Source organism: Cellulomonas palmilytica, assembly GCF_021590045.1.
In the GTDB taxonomy this organism is placed as follows: domain Bacteria; phylum Actinomycetota; class Actinomycetes; order Actinomycetales; family Cellulomonadaceae; genus Cellulomonas; species Cellulomonas palmilytica.
On the sequence record NZ_CP062221.1, the window covers coordinates 2,591,222 to 2,614,526 of the forward strand.

20 protein-coding genes and 1 tRNA gene are annotated in these 23,305 nt (G+C 74.3%); 4 read left to right on the forward strand and 17 right to left on the reverse strand.

Features of this window, described 5'->3' with window-relative positions; genetic code table 11:
* Positions 1–51: 51 nt before the first annotated feature.
* On the forward strand, positions 52–672 hold the full coding sequence (locus tag F1D97_RS11770; protein ID WP_236120689.1) for a TetR/AcrR family transcriptional regulator: 621 nt from the start codon (positions 52–54) through the stop codon (positions 670–672).
* Here the strand turns inward: F1D97_RS11770 and F1D97_RS11775 are convergent.
* Positions 669–2,957, reverse strand: a complete 2,289-nt coding sequence (locus F1D97_RS11775) for an aryl-beta-d-glycosidase (RefSeq protein WP_236120690.1) — start codon at positions 2,955–2,957, stop codon at positions 669–671. The two genes, F1D97_RS11770 and F1D97_RS11775, sit on opposite strands and share 4 nt — an antisense overlap.
* A gap of 158 nt (positions 2,958–3,115) precedes the next feature.
* On the opposite strand from F1D97_RS11775, the gene F1D97_RS11780 reads away from it, so the two are divergent.
* A complete protein-coding gene (locus F1D97_RS11780) occupies positions 3,116–4,045 on the forward strand; it encodes a VOC family protein (protein WP_236120691.1) in 930 nt (309 codons plus the stop codon).
* An 8-nt stretch (positions 4,046–4,053) separates the two neighbouring features.
* On the opposite strand, the gene F1D97_RS11785 is transcribed toward F1D97_RS11780, so the two are convergent.
* From F1D97_RS11785 to F1D97_RS11800, 4 genes are all read right to left on the reverse strand, one after another.
* Positions 4,054–4,467, reverse strand: a complete 414-nt coding sequence (locus F1D97_RS11785; RefSeq protein WP_236120692.1) for a hypothetical protein — start codon at positions 4,465–4,467, stop codon at positions 4,054–4,056.
* A 58-nt stretch (positions 4,468–4,525) separates the two neighbouring features.
* On the reverse strand, positions 4,526–5,914 hold the full coding sequence (locus tag F1D97_RS11790) for a pectate lyase family protein (protein WP_236120693.1): 1,389 nt from the start codon (positions 5,912–5,914) through the stop codon (positions 4,526–4,528).
* A gap of 167 nt (positions 5,915–6,081) precedes the next feature.
* Complete coding sequence (locus tag F1D97_RS11795; RefSeq protein WP_236120694.1) at positions 6,082–6,594, reverse strand: metallophosphoesterase family protein; 513 nt, start codon at positions 6,592–6,594, stop codon at positions 6,082–6,084.
* A gap of 52 nt (positions 6,595–6,646) precedes the next feature.
* Positions 6,647–7,708, reverse strand: coding sequence for a peptidoglycan-binding domain-containing protein (locus F1D97_RS11800; RefSeq protein WP_236120695.1), 1,062 nt, complete (start codon positions 7,706–7,708; stop codon positions 6,647–6,649).
* Between the two features lie 476 nt (positions 7,709–8,184).
* Between F1D97_RS11800 and F1D97_RS11805 the strand changes: the two genes are divergently transcribed.
* A complete protein-coding gene (locus F1D97_RS11805; protein ID WP_236120696.1) occupies positions 8,185–9,651 on the forward strand; it encodes an SLC13 family permease in 1,467 nt (488 codons plus the stop codon).
* Between the two features lie 278 nt (positions 9,652–9,929).
* Here the strand turns inward: F1D97_RS11805 and F1D97_RS11810 are convergent.
* From F1D97_RS11810 to F1D97_RS11865, 12 genes are all read right to left on the reverse strand, one after another.
* Positions 9,930–10,003 (reverse strand) — tRNA-Pro (locus F1D97_RS11810).
* Between the two features lie 27 nt (positions 10,004–10,030).
* Positions 10,031–11,095 (reverse strand): hypothetical protein, encoded by a 1,065-nt coding sequence (locus F1D97_RS11815; RefSeq protein ID WP_236120697.1) that lies wholly within the window; start codon positions 11,093–11,095, stop codon positions 10,031–10,033.
* The gene (der, locus tag F1D97_RS11820; RefSeq protein WP_236120698.1) at positions 11,092–12,567 is read right to left on the reverse strand and encodes a ribosome biogenesis GTPase Der; all 1,476 of its coding nucleotides are present in this window, start codon (positions 12,565–12,567) and stop codon (positions 11,092–11,094) included. The genes F1D97_RS11815 and der overlap by 4 nt, the downstream gene beginning before the upstream one ends.
* A gap of 81 nt (positions 12,568–12,648) precedes the next feature.
* Positions 12,649–13,335, reverse strand: coding sequence for a lysophospholipid acyltransferase family protein (locus tag F1D97_RS11825; protein ID WP_317618865.1), 687 nt, complete (start codon positions 13,333–13,335; stop codon positions 12,649–12,651).
* Between the two features lie 5 nt (positions 13,336–13,340).
* Positions 13,341–14,057 (reverse strand): (d)CMP kinase, encoded by a 717-nt coding sequence (gene cmk, locus F1D97_RS11830; RefSeq protein ID WP_236120700.1) that lies wholly within the window; start codon positions 14,055–14,057, stop codon positions 13,341–13,343.
* Positions 14,039–15,148, reverse strand: coding sequence for a prephenate dehydrogenase (locus F1D97_RS11835; RefSeq protein WP_236120701.1), 1,110 nt, complete (start codon positions 15,146–15,148; stop codon positions 14,039–14,041). The genes cmk and F1D97_RS11835 overlap by 19 nt, the downstream gene beginning before the upstream one ends.
* Positions 15,145–16,074 (reverse strand): pseudouridine synthase, encoded by a 930-nt coding sequence (locus F1D97_RS11840; RefSeq protein WP_236120702.1) that lies wholly within the window; start codon positions 16,072–16,074, stop codon positions 15,145–15,147. The genes F1D97_RS11835 and F1D97_RS11840 overlap by 4 nt, the downstream gene beginning before the upstream one ends.
* Positions 16,071–16,718, reverse strand: coding sequence for an SMC-Scp complex subunit ScpB (scpB, locus tag F1D97_RS11845; protein ID WP_236120703.1), 648 nt, complete (start codon positions 16,716–16,718; stop codon positions 16,071–16,073). The genes F1D97_RS11840 and scpB overlap by 4 nt, the downstream gene beginning before the upstream one ends.
* Positions 16,715–17,710: a segregation and condensation protein A gene (locus F1D97_RS11850; RefSeq protein ID WP_396022514.1), complete on the reverse strand. Its 996-nt coding sequence runs from the start codon at positions 17,708–17,710 to the stop codon at positions 16,715–16,717. Before F1D97_RS11850 ends, scpB begins: the two co-directional genes overlap by 4 nt.
* On the reverse strand, positions 17,694–18,560 hold the full coding sequence (locus tag F1D97_RS11855) for a ParA family protein (protein ID WP_396022515.1): 867 nt from the start codon (positions 18,558–18,560) through the stop codon (positions 17,694–17,696). The genes F1D97_RS11850 and F1D97_RS11855 overlap by 17 nt, the downstream gene beginning before the upstream one ends.
* 69 nt (positions 18,561–18,629) lie before the next feature.
* Positions 18,630–19,604 (reverse strand): site-specific tyrosine recombinase XerD, encoded by a 975-nt coding sequence (locus F1D97_RS11860; RefSeq protein WP_236120704.1) that lies wholly within the window; start codon positions 19,602–19,604, stop codon positions 18,630–18,632.
* Positions 19,605–19,617: 13 nt separating this feature from the next.
* Positions 19,618–20,511, reverse strand: coding sequence for a heme o synthase (locus tag F1D97_RS11865; RefSeq protein ID WP_396022594.1), 894 nt, complete (start codon positions 20,509–20,511; stop codon positions 19,618–19,620).
* 622 nt (positions 20,512–21,133) lie between these two features.
* Here F1D97_RS11865 and tkt point away from each other — a divergent pair.
* A complete protein-coding gene (gene tkt / locus F1D97_RS11870; protein ID WP_236120705.1) occupies positions 21,134–23,302 on the forward strand; it encodes a transketolase in 2,169 nt (722 codons plus the stop codon).
* The last annotated feature ends 3 nt before the right edge of the window (positions 23,303–23,305 follow it).

The following is a 23,305-nucleotide window of genomic DNA, read 5'->3' on the forward strand; positions in this document are numbered from 1 at the left end:
TCACCCGGCCGCCGTGCGGGCGCAGGCCGCACCAGGTGCCATCCTGTCCCCGTGACCGCCGAGCAGACCGCACCCGAGGTGCGCCGCGGGTACGCCCGTGGCCGGGCGACGCGCGAGGAGATCCTCGAGGCCGCGCTCGTGCTGTTCGGCGAGGTCGGCTACCACACGGCGTCGCTGCGGGAGATCGCCGCGCGCGTCGGGATCTCCCACCCGGGGCTGCTGCACCACTTCCCCAGCAAGGCGGCGCTGCTGGAGGCCGTGCTGCAGCGGCGCGACGACGTCGACGACGCCGCGATGGCGCGTGACCTCGCGTCCGGAGTGGACTACCTCGAGGCGCTCGTGCGCGTGGTCGAGCGCAACGCGGCACGTCCGGGCATCGTCGAGCTGTTCGCGACGCTGTCGAGCGAGGCGACCGCGCCTTCGCACCCCGCGCACGCGTACTTCGAGCGCCGGTACGCCCGCACGCTCGCGGACCTGGTGCACGTGTTCGAGCAGCACCGCGCGGAGGGCAGGCTGCGCGAGGGTCTCGAGCCGGTCGCGGCGGCGCGGCGCATGATCGCCGTCATGGACGGTCTCCAGGTGCAGTGGCTGCTCGGCGCAGGCTCCCCCGCGACGCGCGTCGACATGGTCGAGCACGTGCGCGCGCAGTACCTGTCCTACCTGCGCGACTAGCGCTCGTCGTCGCCCTCGTCGTCGCCCTCGTCGGCGTTCGCGAGCGCGACGAGCGCCGCGAGGTCGTCGTGGTCGACGGGCGCGAAGCCGGAGTCGACGAGCGCACGCGCGGGCATCTGCAGGATCATCGCGCGCATCGTCTCGTCGAGGTCCGTGAGGCCCTGCTCCCCCTCGGGCGGCGCGAGCAGCGGCGCCAGGACCTGCGCGCCGCGCGGGTGGTCGAGCCATTCGCCGATGGTCGACATCGCGGTGAGCTCGCCCCACAGCGGCTCGCCGTCGACCTCGACCTCGGCCGCGCCGCGCACGTCGCGCGACGACGCGCCGACCTCGACGACGAACGTGCCGCCCTCGACGACCCATCGCCGCAGGCCCGGGTGCCAGTAGGACAGGTCCCGGGCGGTGAGCGTGAACGACGCGGTGGCCGACTCACCCGGGTCGAGCACGAGCTTGGTGAACGCCTTGAGCTCGCGCACGGGACGCATCACGCTCGCCTGCGGGTCGCGCACGTACACCTGCACGACCTCCGCCCCGGTGCGCGCGCCGAGGTTGGTGACGCGCACGTCGACGTCGAGCGCGACGTCGGCGCCCGAGCCGCGGACCTGCACGCGCACGTCGTCGTACCCGAACGTCGTGTACGTCAGGCCGTGCCCGAACGGGAACGCGACGTCGAGCTTGCGCGTGTCGTACCAGCGGTACCCGACGAGCACGCCCTCGCCGTACCGCACGTGCCCGAACTCGCCCGGGAAGGCCCCGAACGCCGGGGTGTCCTCGAGCCGCAACGGGACGGTCTCCGCGAGCCGGCCGGACGGCGCCACGGCGCCCGTGAGCACGTCGGCGACGGCCGAGCCGCCCGCCTGCCCGCCGAGCCACGTCACGAGGATCGCGGCGGCGTCGTCGCGCCACGGCATGTCGACCACCGAGCCGCCCGCGAGCACGACGACGACCCGGCGGGTGACGGCGGCGACGGCGTGCAGCAGCGCGACCTGGTTCTCGGGCAGGCCGAGGCGGGGCCGGTCGTAGCCCTCGGACTCGTCGGGCGCCGGCAGGCCGAGGTGCACGACGACGGTGCCCGCGTCGCGCGCGGCGGCGACCGCCGACTCGAGCAGCGCTGCGTCGTCCCCCGGGCGTCCGTCGGGCAGCGTGTAGCCGGGTTCGAACGCGACGTCCCCGAGCTCCGCACGCAGCGCGGTCAGCGCGTCGTCGAGCTGCGTCGGGTTGACCTGCGAGGACCCCGCACCCTGGTAGCGCGGCGTGCGGGCGAGCTCGCCGACGACGAGCACGCGGCCGCCGGCCAGCGGCAGGAGCGGGGCACCGTCGACCGGCTCGTTCTTCAGCAGCACCGTGCCGGCGGCGGCGGCCTCGCGGGCGAGGGCGTGGTGCGCGTGGGCGTCGTAGGTCCCGGGCGCGTCGAGCGCGGGCTGGGCGCGTGCGACGACCTCGAGGACGCGGCGCACGGCGCGGTCGAGCACGGCCTCGTCCAGCCGTCCCTCGCGCACGGCCGCGACGACCGCCTCGTCGGCCCGCGGTCCTGCCGACGGCATCTGCAGGTCGAGCCCGGCGGCGAGCGAGACCGCGCGGTCCTGGACGGCACCCCAGTCGGAGACGACGAGGCCGTCGAAGCCCCACTCGTCGCGCAGCACCTGCGTGAGCAGCCAGTCGTGCTCGGACGCGTACGTGCCGTTGATCTTGTTGTAGGCGCACATCACGGTCCAGGGCCGCGCGCGCGTCACGACGCGCTCGAACGCGGGCAGGTAGATCTCGCGCAGGGTGCGCTCGTCGACGTCCACCGACACGCGCATGCGGTCGGTCTCCTGGTTGTTGGCGGCGAAGTGCTTGAGCGAGGTGCCGACGCCCTGCGACTGGACGCCCGCGACGAGCGCCGCGGCGAGCTCGCCCGAGACCACCGGGTCCTCGGCGAGGTACTCGAAGTTCCGCCCGCACAGCGGCGTGCGCTTCATGTTGACGCCCGGTCCGAGCAGCACGGCGACCTGCGCGGCCCGCGTCTCGCGACCGAGGGCCTCCCCGACGCGACGGGCGAGGTCGACGTCCCACGTCGAGCCGAGCGCTGCCGCGGTCGGGAAGCAGGTCGCGGGGTCCGCACCGCCGAGCCCCAGGCCGGCCGAGGCGGCCGACTGCTTGCGCAGGCCGTGCGGGCCGTCGGTGACCATGACCGACGGCACGTCGAGGCGTTCGACGCCCTTGAGGTGCCAGAAGTCGGCACCCGACGTGAGCGCCGCCTTCTCCTCGAGCGTGAGCCGGGTCAGGACGTCGTCGACGTCGAACATGGCACCTCCTCGTGCGGGTCCGTCAGCCGAGGCTAGCCGATCACCTACCGGGTGGTAGGTGTGACGTGGGTAGCACGTGCTTGCGTGTCGCCGGACCCGGGTCTACCTTGGTAGTTGAACGTGCAACTATCTCGCCGCCCATGCTGGAGCCCCGCCCCATGACCACCCCCCACGTCGCCGCCGTCACCGACGAGCAGGTCATCAACCCCGACACGACGATGGACGCGGTCACCCTGCGCGTCGGCGACCTCGAGCGCATGACCGCCTACTACTCCGGCGCGCTCGCCATGGAGCCGCTCGAGGAGCGCAGCCGCGGGCGCGAGGTGCACCGCGTGCTCGGCCGAGGCGCGACGCCGATGCTCCGGCTCGTCCACACCCCCGACCTGCCGCCGGTCGACCCGCGCCAGTCCGGCCTGTTCCACACCGCGTTCCTGTTCGACGACCGGACGAGCCTCGCCGCGACCGTCTACCGCGCCGCGCAGGACCCGCTCAGCCGGTTCGTCGGCTCCAGCGACCACTCCGTGAGCGAGGCGTTCTACTTCACCGACCCCGAGGGCAACGGGATCGAGCTCTACACCGACCGGGACCGCGACCTGTGGCTCCACCAGCGCGGCCAGATCATGATGACCAGCGACTACCTCGACCCGAACCAGTTCCTGCGCGAGCACCTCACGCAGGAGGCGGTCGACGCGGGCCCCCGTCTCGCCGGGCGCGTCGGGCACGTGCACCTGCAGGTGGGCGACATCGCGCGCGCCGACGACTTCTACGTCCACGCCCTCGGCTTCGAGGCGACCATGCGCGAGTACCCGGGTGCGCTGTTCGCGTCCGCCGGCGGGTACCACCACCACATCGCGATGAACGTGTGGAACAGCCAAGGCGCCGGTCCGCGCGCCTCGACGCTCGGCCTCGGCGACGTCGCGGTCACCGTGCCGACGCGCGACGACCTCGACGCGCTCGCGGCCCGGCTGCGCGCGCGGGGCGTGGCGTTCGCCGACGACGGCCGCGCCGTCACGACGCGCGACCCGTGGGACACCCAGGTCACCGTCTCGCTGCCCGGCTCGACCACCGAGGACGTGCTCGCGCGCTGACGGCGCGATCACCCGCTGATCGTCGCGACGAGTTCGTCGACGTCCGCGGTCGCCACCTCGACCGTCAGGGCGCCCGCACGCAGCTCGTCGTCGACGGTCACGAGGACGTCCGCCTGGAGCCGGGCCACCGCCAGGTACTCCGCCCGGCGCACGTCCGGCCAGCCCAGCCGGTCGGCCAGCTGCCACGCGACGCGCCGGGACACCCGGTCCGCGAGCAGCCGCATGCGCAGCGTCGCGATCCCGTCGAGGTCCGCGAACCCCTCGCGTTCGGTGCGATCGCCGCGCCGCACCTCGTCGCGCAGGAGTGCGAGCGCGTCGGACCGCAGGAGCCCCGGCCCGACGAGGCTGTGCTCGGCCGGCACTCTGAGGCCCGTGCGCACGAGCCGGACCGCGACGGGTGCGTCGATCGCGTAACGAGTCACGTGCCGAGCGTGCCACGCGGGGTGCGCGGCGACCAGGCCGCGCACCCCGCGCGACCGGTCAGCGTCCGGGCAGCCCGGACGGACCCGCGCGGTGCCCGACGACCGCGGGAACCGCGGCCGCCGGGTGCACCTCGCGCCGCAGGGTCGGCCGCCAGCCCGCGTCCGACCCCACGTCTGTGCCGTGCGCCGCGTCGTACGCGGCCAGCAGGTCCACCGGCCGGTGGTTCACGACGTTCCCCCGCTCAGTGAGCGCCGTCCCCTTGTAGAGGCCGATGACGGACGACGGGTCGAACGGGCCGGTGAACGCGTTCTTCTCGGCCACGAGCCGGGACTCGACACCCAGACCCCAGCTGTAGACGTACTCGTAGTCGTCCCGCGGGGAGGCGACGTAGCTGTTGTTGTAGACGTCCACCTGCCCGAACCGCACGCGCGGGGTGCGCTGCCCGAGGTCACGGAACTCGTTGTGGTGCAGCGTGACGCGCAGCAGACCACGGTCGGTCGTGCGCGAGTCGCTGTTGCCGATGAGCATGACCTTGTCGTGGTCGTGGAACCTGTTCCAGGAGATCGTCACCTGGTCGGACGCCCGCACGACGTCGAGCAGTCCGTCGTGCGCCTGCATCGGGCGGCCGAACGCGACCGGCTGGGCGGCGTCGAGGTTGTCGCCGTCGGACAGGTCGTTGTGGTCGATCCAGACGTTCGTCGCGCCGTAGACCGTCAGCAGGTCCCACTCGGAGTTCCAGTTCCCGAGCTCGCCGTCGGTCGGGTCCCAGGCCGGGAAGCAGTCGTAGGCGTCCGTCAGCGTGAGTCCTCGGACGATCACGTTGCGCACGTCCCGGACCTGCAGTGCGGCCCCCGTGATCTCGGCTCCGGGCAGCCCGACGAGCGTGGTGTTGGCGCCGATGCGGATCTCGATCCGCGCACGCTGCGCGGCCGCCGACGCGACGCGCGCGTCCTCGACCGGGCCCGACGGCTCGGTGTCGCGGCCCCAGACCTGCGGGTCGTAGGCCGCGAGGTAGTCGTCGTAGGAGAACCCGTCGCGTGCGTAGTCCGCGCACGTGAGCGGGTGTCCCTCGTCGTCCGTGTTGGCGTCGATCGTGCCGCGGACGAGCACGATCTTGGGCCCGTCGCCCGCGACGGCCGCGACGAGCTCGGCGCGCGTGCTCACGACGACCGGCGTGAGGGCGGCGCTCCCGCCCGTGGTGCCGGCGCCGGCGGACCCCCACCCGTCGCCCGGCCGCAGCGTCTGCCGCGCGAGCGCGAGGTCGCGCGGGGACGGGGCCCCGCGCCGCGGGTCGTGCGGTCCGTGCCTGCCGGGGCCGCCCGTGTCGGGTGCCGGACCGGGCCCCGCGACGGCAGGGGCGGCCGTCAGGGCGAACGTCGCGGCTGCTGCGACCGCGACGAGCGTGCGTCGCAGGTGGGGACCGCGTCGGATGGTGCGTCGTCTCATCGTCGTCGACCCTTCGACGAGCGCCGCCGGACGCCGTCGTCCGACGAGGGAAAGCGCTTTCTGGACGGTAGCAGTGCGATCCGTCGCACGGAAAGCGCCTTCCGCGGGTTGGTCAGCCCACCCGGCTGTCGTCGGGCTCGACCCACGCCGCGGCTCGGGAAGGGCCGTCAGTCGCGCGCCACCGGCACGAGCGTGACATCCCGCAGCACGGTCCCGTCCACGACCGCCGTCATCATGGTGCACACCGGCTGCCGCCGCCGGTCCGTCGGCGAGCCGGGGTTGAGCAGGCGCGTGCCTGCCGGTGTCACGGCGTCCCACGGGATGTGGCTGTGCCCGAACACGAGCAGGTCGGGCCGGTCGTCCGCGAACCGCCCGTCGACGCGCCGCGCCCGTCCGTCCGCGGGTCCCGTCTCGTGCACGACCGCCACCCGCAGACCCTCGACGACGACCCGGGCGACCTCGGGGAGCCGCGCGCGAAGCCCCGGCCCGTCGTTGTTGCCGAACACCCCGACGAGCCGCGCGGCACGGTCCTCGAACGCGTCGAGCGTCGCGACGTCCACCCAGTCTCCCGCGTGCACCACCACGTCGGCCTCGTCCACCGCACGCCACACGTCGTCCGGCACGCGCCGGGCGCGAGCAGGCACGTGCGTGTCCGACACCAGGAGCAGTCGCGCGACCATGGCCCCATCGTGCCCGTCGCTCGTCCGGGCCTGCCGGTCCGACGCCCGCCGTTCAGCCCGACGGCGCGGTGGACGGCGCGGTGTACGGCGCGGTGGACGCCTCGTCGACCCTGGTCGAGGCAGCGGGCGTGCGGTGCTCGGTCAGCGCCTCCTGGAAGGCACCGACCGTCGCCGCGTCGACGGTCCCGGTCACGGGGACGCCCAGGGCCTCCTGCGCCTCCCCGAGCGCGGCCGCGAGGTCGTCGGTCCATCGGCCGTCCACCGGGCCGTCCCAGTACCCCGCGAGCGCGAGCGTCTGCTGCAGGGCGGCCGTCGTGACGAGCGCCTCGTCGGCCGCGTCGTCGCCCAGGGCCGCCAGCTCCTCCTCGAGCGCCGCCGCCGTCGCCTTGTCGACGGTGCCGGTCTGCGGCAGGCCGTGCGCCTCCTGCAGGGCCTCGACGGCCGCGACCGTCACGGGTCCGTAGATGCCGTCGACCTCCTCGGCGTAGTACCCCGCGTCCGCAAGGGACTGCTGCAACGCGCTCGTGTAGTCGCTCGCGGCCGCGACCGCCTGCGCCTGCTCGTCGTCGCTCAGGCAGCCGGACTGCGCGAGGACCTGCAGCCACGCCGTCTCGAGCGCGACGGCGGCAGCGTTGAACTGCTCGGCGGCCTGGGCGAGCGGAGTCTCGGCGGTGATCCCGGCGACGGTGCTCGTGAAGTCGGCCTCGGCTCGCTCGACGCGCTCCACCGTGGCCGGCGCGACGGCCGGGGCCGGGCTCGTCGGCCGAGGTATCGGCGCGGGTGGTGCCTGGCTCGCGGCGACCGCCTGGGCGCTCGCGAGCCGGTCCTGCGCGTCGGCCAGGTCGCCCTGCGCGGTGAGCACCGCGTCGCGTGTGTCGACCACCGCCTCACTGGCGCGGTGGGCCTCTTGCGACGGCGCCAGCAGGTCCGCGCCCGCGTCCTGCACGTCGCCGACGGTCGGGGAGGTCGCGTGCAGCACGTCGCCGTACCGGTCGAGCGACGACACGTACGAGGCGGACGCGTCGCAGAAGTCGGCCACCGCGTCGGCCGCGGCCTTCTCGGCTCCGTCCAGGGCGCGCTCAGCCGCCTTCACCTCGGCCTCGGCGGCGGCCACCGGCGACGCCGTGCTGCTGCACGCGACCAGAGCCAGGACGACGCACACGGACCCGAGCCCCACGAAGGGACGCCGTGCGACGCCGGCGCGCGGCGCGCGGCGAGGCCTCGGCGCCCGCAACCAGACGCCGCGCCGTGTCGAGGTCCCTCGCGCAGGTCGCGGCACGGGCATGCCCCTCTCAGGAGTGCGACGACCGGGGCGGGCCGCGACACGTGCCGAGTCGGTGCCGCCGGATCTGGCCCACAGCCATCGTCGAAGCGTCACCGGGACCGCAGCACCACCCGGCACGGGTGATCGAGCCCGGTTCGAGCGCGAGGAGGGCACGACGTGCACGAAGGTCCCAGGTCACCCGTGCGCGGGACGGCTAGCGTCGAGGAGGAAGACACCCCGCCAGCGACGACGAGAGGTCTCCCATCAGCTCCGCAACGGTCCCCGCCGCCGCGCACCCTCCGGCAGACAGGAGGCGCGGGGGGACGGTGCCGCGCGCCGAGCGGCTGCGGCGGCCCAGCCGGTCCACCATCGGCCTGGTCGCCGGACCGGTCCTCGCGGCGCTCACGGCATGGCTCGTGCCGGACATGACGCCGCAGGCCGCCGACACGCCGCACCACGCCGGCGCGCTCACCGCCGCGACGCTCGTCCTCATGGGCGTGTGGTGGATGACCGAGGCGCTCCCGCTCGCGGTCACCGCGCTGCTCCCGCTCGTCGTGCTGCCCGTCGCGGGCGTCGCGCCCATGTCGGACGTCGCCGCGCCGTACGCGAACAAGGTCATCTTCCTGTTCCTGGGCGGGTTCGTGCTCGCGATCGCGCTGCAGCGCTGGGACGTGCACCTGCGCATCGCGCTGGGCGTCGTGCGCCTCGTCGGCACCGCCCCGCGCCGGCTCGTGCTCGGCATGATGACCGCGACCGCGCTGGTCAGCATGTGGGTGTCCAACACCGCGACCGCGGTCATGATGCTGCCCATCGGGGTGTCCGTCCTCGCGATGCTCGGACGCGAGCGCGGCAGCGTCGACCCCCGGCTGTCGTCGGCGCTCATGCTCGGCATCGCGTACTCCGCGACGATCGGCTCGTTCGGGACCGTCATCGCGAGCCCGCCGAACGCCCTCCTGGTCGGGTACCTGTCGGAGACGTACGGCATCGAGATCGGCTTCGGTCGGTGGATGGCGGTCGGGCTCCCGCTGTCGGTCGTGTTCCTCGTGCTCGCCTGGCTCGTGCTCACGCGCGTCGTCTTCCGGTTCGACCCCGCTCCCCTGTGCTCCGACGACTCGGTGGTCCGTCGCGAGCTGCGCCGCCTCGGGCCCATGGGTGCGCCCCAGCACCGCGTCGTCGCGGTGTTCGCGCTCGCGGCCGTCTCGTGGATCGCCCTGCCGTTCGTCTGGCCCGGGTCGCCCGTGTCCGACGAGGTCGTGGCCGTCGTCGTCGCGGTCCTGCTGTTCCTGCTGCCCTCGGGCGCCGACTGCGGCGGGCGGCTGCTCGACTGGTCGGACACCCGGGACCTGCCGTGGGGCATCCTGCTGCTGTTCGGCGGCGGCCTCGCGCTCGCGTCGCAGATCACCGCGTCCGGGCTGTCGGTGTGGATCGGCGAGCGCGCGCACGGGCTCGACGGGCTGCCGCCGGTCGTGGTGGTCGCGGCCGTGTGTGCGCTGACCGTGCTGCTCACCGAGTTCATGTCGAACACCGCGACGGCCGCGACGCTGCTGCCGATCATGAGCGGCGTCGGCGTCGCGCTCGGCCTCGGGCCGCTGCTGCTGGCCGCGCCCGTGGCGCTGGCCGCCGGGTGCACGTTCATGATGCCCGCAGCCACGCCGCCCAACGCGATCGCGTACTCGTCGGGCTACGTCCGCGTCCCCGACATGCTGCGTGCCGGACTGCCGCTGAGCGTCGCGTCGATCGTGCTCGTGACGCTCACGGTCACGACGCTGGGACGGTGGGTGCTGGGCGCCTGAGACGGGGCATGCGGCGGCGCGAGAGCGAGTCCCCACACGCGCGGCGTCACCGAAGCTCGGACGGGTGTGTGCCGGGCAGCGGTCGTCAGGTGACCAGGATCTGGGTCGCGGCCTGCTTCGCCTCGGCGGCGGCCCACTGCGCCTGACGCAGCGACTGCGGACGGCAGCGCTGCTCGAGCGCCGCCAGGTCGTCGTCGTGCGTCGTCCTCGCCGCCTTGCCGACGAGCTGCCAGACGCCTCAGGCCTGGTGAGACGACGTCTCACCAGGCCTGATGTCGTCGGGCTGACAGGATTTGAACCTGCGACCCCTTGACCCCCAGTCAAGTGCGCTACCAAGCTGCGCCACAGCCCGATGGCTCCCGAAGAAGCCTGCGACAGCCTACCGTACGTGCGCGGGTGCCCCCGACTCCCCCGACGCGGTGCGCCTGCCCTGCCGGATGACGTCGAGCTCGGCGGAGATGAGGCCGAGCATGAGGACGTCCAGCGCGAGCCCGCCGTAGCCGGCCCACTCGTCGACCCGCAGCAGCGCGACCTGCGTGACGAGCAGGCTGACGAGGACGCCGCGCCGGAACCAGCCGAACGCCTGCTCGCGGTCGTGGGCGAGGAGCCCCAGCACGCACGCGGTGACGGTCCCGACGCCCCCGGCGACGAGCGTCACTACGAGCCACGCGGCGGTCCCGCCCTCACGCGCGAGCCACAGCCCGCGCCCGACGCCGACGACCGCGGTCCCGACGACGACGGCGACGGCGACCCGCGGGAGCCAGGCCGCGCGGACCAGGTGCCGCGTGAACCGCACGACCGCGCGGGAGACCGCCGCGACGGGGTCGGGCAGCTCGCTGCCGTCGGGCCGCACGGTCGCGACGAGCCCGGCCGCCTCGTCGTGCCCCGGCACGCCCTCGGCACGCTCGACGAGCGACGAGGCGTGCGACCGGACGCGCGGCGAGAAGCCCCCGGCGACGCCCGCGACGGCCTGGTCGACCCCGGCGGCGAGGTACTCGACGGGGTCGTGACGCCCGCCCGTGACGGCCTCGCCGACGAGCGCGAGGACCACGACGGCGACGTACACGAGCATCGCGGTGGGCCCGTAGAAGTAGTCGTAGTCGTCGGTGACGAACTTGCCGACCTCGTCGATGAACAGGCCGAAGCCGACGCCGGCGAGCAGCACGACGGCGGGCCGCACGACCGGACCGAGGAAGGACAGCGCCAGCACCACGGCCAGGGCCAGCAGCAGCCCGCCCCACAGCACGTGGGAGATGTGCAGCCCCTCGCCGCCGACCTGCGGGAAGCCGGTCGCGGCCAGCGCTCCGCGCGTGACGAGCACGGTCAGCACGGTGACGACGAGGAACCCCGTCAGGTGGCGCGAGGCGTCCGGGTCGCGCGGCAGACCCCAGCGCAGCAGGGTGCCGCGCACCCCACGCCGACCGGACCCCGCCGCAGCCGTCACCGCTTGCGCTTCTCCCGCACGCGCACCGAGATCGAGATGGGCGTGCCCTCGAACCCGAACGTCTCGCGCAGCCGGCGCTCGATGTACCGGCGGTAGCCGGGGTCGAGGAAGCCCGTGGTGAAGATGACGAACCGCGGCGGGCGCGTCGAGGCCTGCGTCGCGAACAGGATGCGCGGCTGCTTGCCGCCGCGCAGCGGGTGCGGGTGCGCGGCGACGAGCTCGCCGAGGAAGGCGTTGAGCCGGCCGGTGGGGATGCGCATGTCCCACGAGTCGAGCGCGGTCTCGAGCGCGGGCACGAGGCGTTCGGCGTGCCAGCCGGTCTTCGCGGAGATGTTGACCCGCGGCGCCCAGGTGACCTGCACGAGCTCCTTCTCGATCTCCCGCTCGAGGTACGGGCGGCGGTCCGCGTCCATGAGGTCCCACTTGTTGTACGCGATGACGAGCGCGCGCCCGGCGTCGATGACCTGCTGCACGACACGCGTGTCCTGCTCGGTCATGGGCTGCGACGCGTCGAGCAGGACGACCGCGACCTCGGCCTTCTCGATCGCGGCCTGCGTGCGCAGGCTCGCGTAGAAGTCCGCGCCGGACGTCTGGTGCACGCGGCGGCGGATGCCCGCGGTGTCGACGAACACCCACGGCACGCCCTTGAGCTCGATGAGCTCGTCGACCGGGTCGCGCGTGGTCCCCGCGATGTCGTCGACGACGACGCGCTCGGCACCGGCCACCTTGTTGAGCAGCGAGGACTTGCCGACGTTGGGGCGTCCGACGAGCGCGACGCGGCGCGGGCCGGTCGGGCGGACGACGCCGTGCTCGGACGTCTCGGGCAGCGCGTCGAGGATCGCGTCGAGCAGGTCGCCGGTGCCGCGGCCGTGCAGGGCCGAGACGGGGTACGGCTCGCCGAGCCCGAGGCTCCACAGCACGGCGGCGTCGGCCTCGGCGGCGGGCCCGTCGACCTTGTTGGCACAGAGCACGACGGGCTTGCCGGACCGGCGCAGCAGCCGCACGACCTGCTCGTCGGTGTCCGTGGACCCCACGGTCGCGTCGACGACGAACACGACGGCGTCGGCCAGGGCGATCGCGACCTCCGCCTGCTCGGCGACGCGCTTGTCGATCCCGGCGACGTCGACCTCCCAGCCGCCGGTGTCGACGAGCGTGAACCGGCGGCCGGACCACTCCGCCGGGTAGCTCACGCGGTCGCGCGTCACGCCGGGCTTGTCCTCGACGACCGCCTCGCGACGGCCGAGGATCCGGTTGACGAGGGTCGACTTGCCGACGTTCGGGCGCCCGACGATCGCGAGGACCGGCAGTGCCGCCTCGGCGCCGGCGCCGTCCTCGTCGTCGCCCTCGGCGTGCAGGAGCGCGAGGTCGTCGTCCTCGAGCTCGTACTCGGCCAGACCGGCACGCAGCGCACGCTCACGCTCGGCGTCCCCGGCCTCGTCGGGCAGGACGAACTCGACCTCAGGCTCACTCATGGAGCCCATTGTCCCTGACGAACGCCCTGGACCGGACCTCGGGACGACGCCCGCGACGAGTCGTGGCCCACAGTGGGGCCGTCAGAGCGCCTCGGCGGCCAGCGGCGAGTCGGTCGGCAGCGTCAGGCCGGTCGCCTCCACCGTCGCGGCGACGTGCAGCGCGAGCGCGTCGCGCAGCTGCTCGTTCGCGAGCGCCATCGCCTGCTTCCCGGGCACGCCGACCGGCTTCTCGACGACGACGGGCACGCCGAACGCGATCACGATCCGGCGCCGCGGGCGCGGGATGTGGTTCACGCCCTCGCCCGTGCGCCGCGTGCCGAGCACCGCGACGGGCACGACCGGGGCCTTGCCGTTGAGCGCGAGCCACGTGATGCCCGCGCGCGAGTCCGACGCGTCACCCCGCCCGCGCGAGCCCTCGGGGAAGATCCCGACGACTCCCCCGCGCTTCAGCACGCCCAGCGCGGTGGACAGCGCGCGCCGGCCCCCGTCGCGGTCGACGGGGATCTGCCCGGCGGCCCGCAGGACCCACCCGACCGGCCCGGAGAACATCTCCTCCTTGACCAGGATGTGCGTGCCGCGCGGTGCTGCCCCGGCGAGCAGCGGGCCGTCGATCACGCTCGTGTGGTTCGCGGCGAGCAGCACGGGTCCCTCGTGGGGCACGTGCTCGCGTCCGACGACGCGCGTGTCCCACACGACGTGCGCGAGGAACCACCCGAGCCACCGGGACCAGCGCGGGCCCCACGGCGAGGGCAGGTCGGGACCGGCCACGCGCGTCACCGCCCCGTGACCTGCGCGACCACCGCGAGCACGGCCTGCACGGTCTGCTCGAAGTCCAGGTCGGAGGAGTCGACGGTCACGACGCCGTCCGCGGCGACGTGGAACTGCACGACCGTGGAGTCGTCCGCGTCGCGGCGCAGCACCTGGTCGCGCGTCGCCTCGACGGACGCGGCGTCGTCGGACCCGTGCACGTCGCGCGCGCGGCGCGCGAGCCGGGCCTCCTCGGACGCCGTGAGCAGCACGCGCACGTCCGCGTCGGGCGCGACGACGGTGGTGATGTCGCGGCCCTCCGCGACGATCCCGCGACCTGCCGAGTACGACGAGGCGGCGGCCTGCTCCGCGATCGCGGCACGCTGCCGGCGGCGCAGCTCGTCGCGCACCTCGAGGTTCGTCGCGACCGCGCTCACCGCGGCCGAGATCCGGGTCTCACGGATCGCCTCGCCCACGTCGGTCCCGCCGACGACGACGTGCGGCGCGTCCGGGTCGACGCCCTGGTCGAGCGGCAGGTCACGCACCGTCTGAGCGACCGCCGCCTGGTCGTCGAGCGCCACGCCCGTGTGCAGGCACCACCAGGTCGCGGCGCGGTACATCGCACCCGTGTCGAGGTACGCCAGGCCCAGGCGCCGCGCGACCTCGCGGGACACGCTCGACTTGCCCGACCCCGAGGGTCCGTCCACCGCGACGACGAGCGCGCTCACACGACCAGCCTCCATCCACGTTCCGCCAGCTCCCACTCGAGCTTGGTCGCACTGCCCGGCAGCACCGAGATGACCGCCATGCCCACCTGTCGGCCCGCGGCGTGCTCGAGGCGCAGGTCCTCGAGGTTGACGCCGGTCTCGCCGACCTCGGTGAGCAGGCGCGCGAGCTCGCCGGGCGAGTCGGGCACGAGCACCGTGACCTCCTCGTAGGCCCGCTGCGCGCCGCCGTGCTTGCCGGGGATGCGCGCGACGCCCTCGTTGCCCGCCGCGATCGCGCGTGCGATCGTCACGAGCACACCCGCGCCCACCGTCTCGGGGCCCGTCGCGTCGTCGGCGTGCGCGAGCGCCGCGATCACCGCGTCCAGGTCGGTGCGCAGCGACTCGAGGACCGGCCGGACCGCCGCGGAGTTCGCCGCGAGGATCGAGGTCCACAGCTCGGGGTCGGACGCCGCGATGCGCGTGACGTCCCGCAAGCCCTGACCCGCCAGCCCGAGCGCGCTCTCGTCGACGTCCACGAGCCGCGCCGCGACCAGCGACGAGACGACCTGGGGCACGTGCGACACGGCCGCGACCGCCGCGTCGTGCGCGTCGGCGTCCATCGTGACGGGCACGGCCCCCAGGTCCACGGCGAGCGCGCGCACCGCGAGCACCGCGTCGGGCGACGACTCCTCGGACTGCGCGATGACCCACGGCCGGCCCAGGAACAGGTCCGGCACGGCGGCCGACGGGCCCGAGCGCTCACGCCCGGCCATCGGGTGCGAGCCGACGTACCGGGCGAGCGGCGCACCGTGCTCCCGCAGCTCGGCGAGCACGTGCCCCTTGACCGACGCCACGTCGGTGACGACGGCGTGCGGGTACGCCTCGAGCTGACGGCGCACGACGCTCGCGGTGACGTCCGGCGGCGCCGCGACGACGACGAGCGCGGGCTCGTCGTCGTCCGGGCTCGCGGGACGGCCCGCGCCCACGTCACGCGCGAGCGCGACCGCGGTGCGGGACGGGTCCTCCAGGCGCACGTCCACGCCCTCCGCGCGCAGGCGCAGCCCCACGGACGCGCCGATCAGCCCGGCGCCGACGACGAGGACGGGGCCGCGGGTCGCGGCCGTCACATCCCCGCCTGGGACATGAGCGACCCCAGCTCGACCTGCGAAAGCACGCGCGTGCGGCCCTGCTTGAGGTCGCCCAGGCGGATCGGCCCGATGCGCGTGCGGACGAGCTTGGTGACCGGGTGGCCGACCTCGTCGAGCATGCGCCGCACGATGCGGTTGCGACCCTCGTGGATCACGATCTCCACGAGCGACAGGTGCGGCAGGGCCTGGACGATCGTCACCTTGTCCGCCTTGGCGGGGCCGTCGTCGAGCTCGACTCCCCGCTGCAGGCGCGTGGCCGTCGCGGGCGTCACGCGGCCCTGGACCTCGGCCAGGTACGTCTTGGCGACGCCGTGCGACGGGTGCGACAGGTGGTTCGCGAGCTCGCCGTCGCTCGTGAGCAGCAGCAGGCCCTCGGTGTCGGCGTCGAGCCGCCCGACGTGGAACAGCCGCTCGGAGCGGTCGCGCACGAACTGCGCGACCGACGGGCGACCCTGCTCGTCGTGCATGGTCGACACGACGCCCTTGGGCTTGTTCAGCGCGATCGTGACGTGCGACGTGTCGAGCTGGACGCGCAGGCCGTCGACGAGGACGACCGCGTTCTTCGGGTCGACACGCACCCCGAGCTCGAGCACGACCTGCCCGTCCACCTCGACGCGACCCGAGGTGATGAGCGTCTCGCACGCGCGCCGCGAGCCGAGGCCCGCCGCCGCGAGGAGCTTCTGCAGGCGCACGCCGTCGGGGTCGTGCACGTCGATCGTGACCGGCGCGGGCGCGCGACGAGCAGGCTGCGGGCGGCCCGTGCGGGTCGACGCCGGCTTCCCGCGCGACGCACCGCCGGCGGCCTGCCCGCGGTGCGGCTTCTTGCCGCCGCCCGAGGCACCGCCACGCGAGGCGCCCGGTCGTCCGGGTCGTCCGCCGTCCGAGCGCCGAGGCTGGGGGGTCATGCGGGTCCTCCGATCGTGGCGCCGGTGTCGTCGACGCCCTCGAGGGCGTCGATCTCCGGCAGGTAAGGCGCGAGCGGGGGCAGCTCGTCCAGGCTGGACAGGCCCATCCGCTCCAAGAAGTATCCCGTGGTCCCGTACAGGAGCGCACCGCTCGTCGGCTCCGTGCCCACCTCGACGACGAGCCCGCGTGCCGTGAGCGTGCGCATCACGCCGTCCACGTTCACGCCTCGCACGGCCGAGACCTGCCCGCGGGTGACCGGTTGACGGTACGCCACGACCGCGAGCGTCTCGAGCGCCGCCTGCGTGAGCCGCGCCGTCTGGCCGTCGAGCACGAACCGTCCGACGACGTCCGCGTACGCCGGTGCGGAGTAGATGCGCCAGCCCTCCCCCGCGTGACGCAGCTCGAACCCGCGCGCGCGGCCGCCGTGCTCGCCGCGGTACTCCGCCGCGAGCTCGGCGAGCAGCTCCTCGACGCGGCCGGTCGGCAGCGCGAGCACGCTCGCGAGCCGGACGGTCGCGATCGGCTCGTCGGCGACCATGAGGACCGCCTCGAGCGCGGCCAGGGCGCCGCCCGGGAGGGCGTCGACGTCGACCTGCGGGGTCTCGGGCGTCACGGCGCCCGTCTCGTCGTCCTGCACGCTCATGCGTCCTCCCCGTCGTGCGTGTCGTGCGCGGTGCTGGCCGTGACGGCGCCCGTCGAGCCGGCAGATGTGTCGTCCGTCGGCGCGTCGCTCGACGGCGGCGGCGCGGCGTCGTCCTGGTCGAAGTCGTCGGACACCGTGACCTCGCCCTCGGCCGCGCCCGTCCACCGCACGGTGAGCTCGCCGAGCGGGCTGACCTGGTCGAAGCCCACGGCACCCTCGCGGAACAGCTCGAGCAGCGCGAGGAAGCGCGTGACCACGACGATCGTCGACCCCGCGTCCGCGACGAGCGCGCGGAACGACGCGGAGCCGTGGTGCCGCAGGCGGTCGACGAGCACCGCGGCCTGCTCGCGCACCGAGACCGGGGGCGCGTGCAGGTGACTGATGTCGACCCCCGGCGGCGGCGCCTTGGGCGTCAGGGCCTTCGCGGCGAGGGCTGCGAGCTGGTCCGGGCCGACCTGCCACACGAGCTCCGGCAGCAGCGCGGCCAGGTGCGGCTCGAGCGCGACCGTGCGCGGGAAGCGCCGGCCCTCCGTGGCCCACCGGTGCGCGAGGTCCGCGGCCACCTGCTTGTACGCGCGGTACTGCAGCAGCCGCGCGAACAGCAGGTCGCGCGCCTCGAGCAGCTCGAGGTCCTCGGCGTCCTCCACGTCCGCCGAAGGCAGCAGCCGCGCCGCCTTGAGGTCGAGCAACGTCGCGGCGACCACGAGGAACTCCGAGGCGCGGTTGAGGTCCCATGCCGCCTCGGCCGCGCGGATGTACGCGATGAACTCGTCCGTCACGCGCGCGAGCGCGACCTCGGTGATGTCGAGCTTGTGCTTCGCGATCAGCCCCAGCAGCAGGTCGAACGGGCCGCTGAAGTTGTCGAGGTGCACCTCGAAGCCCGCGGTGCCGGCGGGAGAGCCGTCCGCCGGGGTGCCGGTCGCCTGCGCGGGCTCCTCGGCCGTGCGGGTGTCGCCGTCGCCGCCGGGCGCGGCCTCAGGCCGCGTCGCCACGGGCGACGAGCTCGCGCGCGAGCTGGCGGTAGGCCGCGGCGCCCGAGTGCGTGGGTGCGTACGTCGTGATCGGCTCGGCAGCCACGGTCGCGTCGGGGAACTTCACGGTGCGCCCGATCACGGTCTGCAGCAGCGTGTCGCCGAACGCCTCGTGGACGCGCGCGACGACCTCGCGCGCGTGCAGCGTGCGCGAGTCGTACATCGTGGCGAGGATGCCGTCGACCTCGAGGCGCGGGTTGAGCCGGTCGCGCACCTTCTCGATCGTCTCGATGAGCAGCGCGACACCGCGCAGCGCGAAGAACTCGCACTCCAGCGGGATGAGCACGCCGTGCGCGGCCGTCAGGGCGTTCACGGTGAGCAGGCCGAGCGACGGCTGGCAGTCGATGAGGACGACGTCGTAGTCGTCGAGGACCGGGCGCAGCGCGCGCGAGAGCACCGACTCACGGGCCACCTCGCCGACGAGCTGGACCTCGGCGGCGGACAGGTCGATGTTCGCGGGCAGCAGGTCGAGCCCGGGGGTGGCGGTCTGGCGCAGGACGTCGGCGACCTGCGCGTCGCGCTCCATGAGCAGGTTGTAGACCGTGAGGTCGAGCTCGTGCGGGCTGATGCCGAGGCCGACGGACGCGGCACCCTGCGGGTCGAAGTCGACGATGAGCACGCGGCGGCCGTACTCGGCGAGCGCGGCGGCCAGGTTGATGGTGGTCGTCGTCTTGCCGACGCCGCCCTTCTGGTTGCACATCGCGATCACGCGCGCAGGCCCGTGCGAGGCGAGCGGCGCCGGCTCCGGGAAGTGCGGGAGCGGACGCCCGACGGCGTCGACCTGGTCCTGCGTCGTCTCGCTGGTCACCACGACGGACAACCTACCGGAGCATGCGCCCCTGGTGCGGGTACCGCGCCAGGTCCGTGGACGACCGCGCGCTCACCGCGCCCGCGGGTGGCTGAGCTGGTACACCTCGCGCAGCGTGTCGGGCGTCACCAGCGTGTAGATCTGCGTGGTGGTGACCGACGCGTGCCCCAGCAGCTCCTGCACGACGCGCACGTCGGCGCCACCCTGCAGCAGGTGCGTCGCGAACGAGTGTCGCAGCGTGTGCGGGGACAGGTGCGCCGCAGCGGCATCCGGGTCGCCGTCCTTCCCGACGAGCCCCGCACGCTCGGCCGCGGTGCGCAGCGCCGCCCACGCGGACTGGCGCGACAGTCGCGCGCCGCGCGTGTTGAGGAAGACCGCCGGCGTGCCCCGGCCGTGCGCGGCGAGCGCGGGCCGTCCCCGCACCAGGTAGGCCTCGACCGCCTCGAGCGCGAACGAGCCGAGCGGGACGACGCGCTCCTTGGAGCCCTTGCCGAACAGGCGCACCGCCGCGCGCCCGGGGGTGGCGTCGACGTCGTCGACGTCCAGGCCCACGGCCTCGGAGATCCGGGCTCCGGTCGCGTAGAGCAGCTCGAGCAGGGCACGGTCCCGCAGCGCGGTCGGTCCGTCGCCGAGCCCCGCGGCGTCGATGAGGCGCCCGACCTCCTCGACCGTGATGGCCTTGGGCAGCCGCCGCGGCTGCGCGGGCGGGCGCACCGCGCGGGCCGCGTCGCTCGTCGTGACCCCGTCCCGCACCCAGAACCGGTGCCAGCCGCGCACCGCGACCACGGCGCGCGCCGACGACGACGCGGACAGCACGCTGCCCCCGTCCGCGCCCGTGCGCACCGCCACCAGGAAGTCCTCGACGTCCTGCTCGACGACGTCGTCGGGCGAGCGACGCCCCCGCGACTCGAGGTACGCGACGTACCGGCCGAGGTCGCGGCGGTACGCCGCGGTGGTGTTGCGCGACAGGCCGCGCTCCACGGTCAGGTGCGCGAGGTAGTCCTCGAGCGCACGCGCGAGCGGCGAGCGCGAGACGTCGTCCGCCACCGCGCGCCCGACGTCACAGGGGCAGGAACACGTCGACCGACACGGCGACCGACAGGAGCGTGAGGTAGGTGATCGACGCGTGGAACACGCTCATCGCGCGCAGCTTGCCGCGCGCCGGGTCCTCCGCGCGCCGCAGCAGGCGGATGCACGAGACCAGGAACCACGCGCCGAGCGCGGTCGCGACGAGCGCGTACACCCACGTCATGCCCGCGGCGGGCACCAGGAGCAGCGAGCACGCGATCATCGCGAGCGTGTAGCCGATCATCTCGCGCGCGACCTTGGTGTCCTTCGCGACGACCGGGAGCATCGGCACGCCCGCGGCCGCGTAGTCCTTGCGGAACTTCATCGACAGCGGCCAGTAGTGCGGCGGGGTCCAGAAGAAGATGACGCCGAACAGCAGCACCGCGGGCCAGCCCACGCCGCCCGTCACCGCCGACCAGCCGATGAGGACCGGCATGCAGCCGGCCGCGCCGCCCCACACGATGTTCTGCGGCGTGCGGCGCTTGAGGATCATCGTGTAGCCCACGACGTAGATGAGGATCGCGCCGGCGGTCAGCATCGAGGACACCGGGTTCGCCAGGAACCACAGCCACACGAGGCTCACGACGCCGAGCACCAGCCCGAACGTCAGCGCCGCGCGGGGGCTGATCTCACCCGTCGCCGTGGGCCGGCGGCGCGTGCGGTTCATGACCTTGTCGATGTCGCGGTCGATGTAGCAGTTCAGGACGTTCGCCGAGCCGGCCGCGGCGGCACCGCCGACGAGCGTGGCGACGACGAGCCCCAGGCTCGGCCAGCCGCCCTGCGCGAGGATCATCGTCGGGATCGTCGTGACGAGCAGCAGCTCGATGACGCGCGGCTTGGTCAGCGTCACGTACGGCCCGACGACCGCGCCCACGCGGTGCAGCACGCCGCCGCGGAACTCCCCCGCCGTCGTGCCCTCGGCCGCACCGTCGGCCGCACCATCGGACGTGCGAGCCGTCGCTCCGTGCGTCGTCGAACCGTGCGTCGAGCCGTGCACGCGCCGCGCGCCGGTCGGGGACGCGGCGTCGACCGACCGGTCGTCGACGGACGAGGGGCTCGTGAGGCGCACGCGGGACGGTTCCGTTCGTTTCGTGCCGACCGGGCGGCGCGGCCCGTCGTCGGGACTCACGCGCGCGTCGCTCGGGGATCTGACGTCGCCTCGCCATGCTACGCCCCGGTGCAGGACGAAAGCCCCTCGGACGGGGGGCGCGCGTCGTGTGAGATGGGTCGCTCGCCGCACAGCCACTCCCACGGGGCTGTGAGAGTGGCCGGAGACTGGTCACGGGTACGGCCCTCGTGCGCGTGCGCTATAGGCTCGAGCGGCGAGCCGGAGTCCGTCCGGATGCCCGTCACGTCCCGACCCGTCCCCCGGACGGTGCGAGGACGAGAGCGGCGCCGGGCCAGCCACGGACGAGGACGCGTCCCGGGACCTGCCCGGGCGCGCGCGGCCAGCAAGCACGCAAGTCGGAGAACGTCACCCGGCTCCCCCCGGGTGGGAATGAGGTGCGGTGAACGCGAAGGCTCCCCTGGCGCAGACGGTCGGCTGGACCGACCTGGACGTGAAGGCCGTGGACACGGTGCGCGTCCTGGCCGCTGACGCCGTCGAGAAGGTGGGCAACGGCCACCCGGGGACGGCGATCAGCCTCGCCCCCGTGGCGTACCTGCTGTACCAGAACGTGCTGCGGCACGACCCGAAGGACACCCACTGGCTCGGCCGCGACCGCTTCGTGCTGTCGGCCGGCCACTCGTGCCTGACCCAGTACATCCAGCTCTACCTCGGCGGGTTCGGCCTCGAGCTCGAGGACCTGCAGGCGCTGCGGACCTGGGGCTCGAAGACCCCGGGGCACCCCGAGTACAAGCACACGGCGGGCGTCGAGATCACGACCGGCCCTCTCGGCCAGGGCCTGGCCTCGGCCGTCGGCTTCGCGATGGCGCAGCGGCGCGAGCGCAACCTGCTCGACCCCGACGCGGCGCCCGGCACGAGCCCGTTCGACCACTACACGTACGTCATCGTGTCCGACGGCGACCTGCAGGAAGGCGTCACGAGCGAGGCGTCGTCGATCGCCGGCACGCAGGAGCTCGGCAACCTGATCGTGCTGTGGGACGACAACCACATCTCGATCGAGGGCGACACGCAGATCGCGTTCACCGAGGACGTCCTGGCCCGCTACGAGGCGTACGGCTGGCACGTCCAGTTCGTCGACTGGACGGCCGGCGGCGAGTACCGCGAGGACGTCGACGCGCTGCACGCGGCGATCGAGGCGGCCAAGGCCGTCACCGACAAGCCCTCGTTCATCGGCATCCGCACGCTCATCGCGTGGCCGACCCCGGGCAAGACCGACGACCACTCGTCGCACGGCTCGAAGCTCGGCTCGGACTCGATCCGCGGCCTCAAGGAGCTGCTCGGCTTCGACCCCGACGCCGCGTTCGAGGTCGCACCCGAGGTGCTCGCGCACACGCGCTCGCTCGCCGACCGCGCCGCAGCCGCGCGCGACGAGTGGCAGGAGTCGTTCGACGCGTGGGCCGCCGCGAACCCCGAGCGCAAGGCGCTGCTCGACCGCCTCGTCGCGCACGAGCTGCCCGAGGGCTGGGAGGCCTCGCTGCCGGTGTTCACGGCGGGCAAGGCCGTGGCGACCCGCGCCGCGTCGGGTGAGGTGCTCTCCGCGATCGCGGACGCGCTGCCCGAGCTGTGGGGCGGCTCGGCCGACCTCGCGGGCTCGAACAACACGACGATGAAGGGCCAGCCGTCCTTCATCCCGGCGAAGCGCTCGACGCACGAGTTCGCGGGCGACGAGGGCGGCCGCACCCTGCACTTCGGCATCCGCGAGCACGGCATGGGCGCGATCCTGTCCGGCATCACGCTGCACGGCCTGACGCGCGCGTACGGCGGGACGTTCCTGCAGTTCGCCGACTACATGCGCGGATCGGTCCGCCTGGCCGCGCTCATGGGCGTGCCGTCCGTGTACGTCTGGACGCACGACTCCATCGGCCTCGGCGAGGACGGCCCGACGCACCAGCCGGTCGAGCACCTGACCGCGCTGCGCGCGATCCCCGGCCTGTCCGTGGTCCGCCCGGCGGACGCGAACGAGACCGCGCAGGCGTGGAAGGCCGTCCTCGAGCACCGTGACGGGCCGGTCGGCCTCATCCTCACGCGCCAGAACGTCCCCACGTTCCCGCGCGGCGAGGAGGGCTTCGCGGGCGCCGAGGGCGTCGCCAAGGGCGCGTACGTGCTGCTCGAGGCGAGCACCGGCGCGCCCGAGGTCATCCTCATCGGCACGGGCTCCGAGGTGCAGCTCGCGGTCGAGGCGCGCGAGGTCCTCGAGGCCGCCGGCGTCCCGACGCGCGTCGTCTCGGCGCCGTCGCTCGAGTGGTTCGCGGCGCAGGACGCCGAGTACCGCGAGTCGGTGCTCCCGTCGTCCGTCCGGGCTCGTGTCTCGGTCGAGGCGGGCATCGCCCTGTCGTGGCACAAGATCGTGGGCGACGCGGGCCGCACGGTCTCGCTCGAGCACTTCGGCGCCTCGGCGGACTACCAGACCCTGTACCGCGAGTTCGGCATCACGACGGAGGCCGTGGTCGCGGCCGCGCACGAGTCGATCGCCGCGGCGCGGGGTGACGCGGCGCCGTCCGCCGAGCAGGCCGCCCCGACGGCCGTCGGCACCGGCGACCAGCAGGGCTGACCA

Coding starts and splice junctions, on each gene's coding strand:
- cmk (WP_236120700.1), bottom strand. CDS start 14,057: ATGGAGGCTGGTCGTGTGAGCGCGCTCGTCGTCGCGGTGGACGGACCC.
- F1D97_RS11780 (WP_236120691.1), top strand. CDS start 3,116: ATGACCACCCCCCACGTCGCCGCCGTCACCGACGAGCAGGTCATCAAC.
- F1D97_RS11840 (WP_236120702.1), bottom strand. CDS start 16,074: ATGACCCCCCAGCCTCGGCGCTCGGACGGCGGACGACCCGGACGACCG.
- der (WP_236120698.1), bottom strand. CDS start 12,567: ATGAGTGAGCCTGAGGTCGAGTTCGTCCTGCCCGACGAGGCCGGGGAC.
- F1D97_RS11775 (WP_236120690.1), bottom strand. CDS start 2,957: ATGTTCGACGTCGACGACGTCCTGACCCGGCTCACGCTCGAGGAGAAG.
- F1D97_RS11790 (WP_236120693.1), bottom strand. CDS start 5,914: ATGAGACGACGCACCATCCGACGCGGTCCCCACCTGCGACGCACGCTC.
- scpB (WP_236120703.1), bottom strand. CDS start 16,718: ATGAGCGTGCAGGACGACGAGACGGGCGCCGTGACGCCCGAGACCCCG.
- F1D97_RS11795 (WP_236120694.1), bottom strand. CDS start 6,594: ATGGTCGCGCGACTGCTCCTGGTGTCGGACACGCACGTGCCTGCTCGC.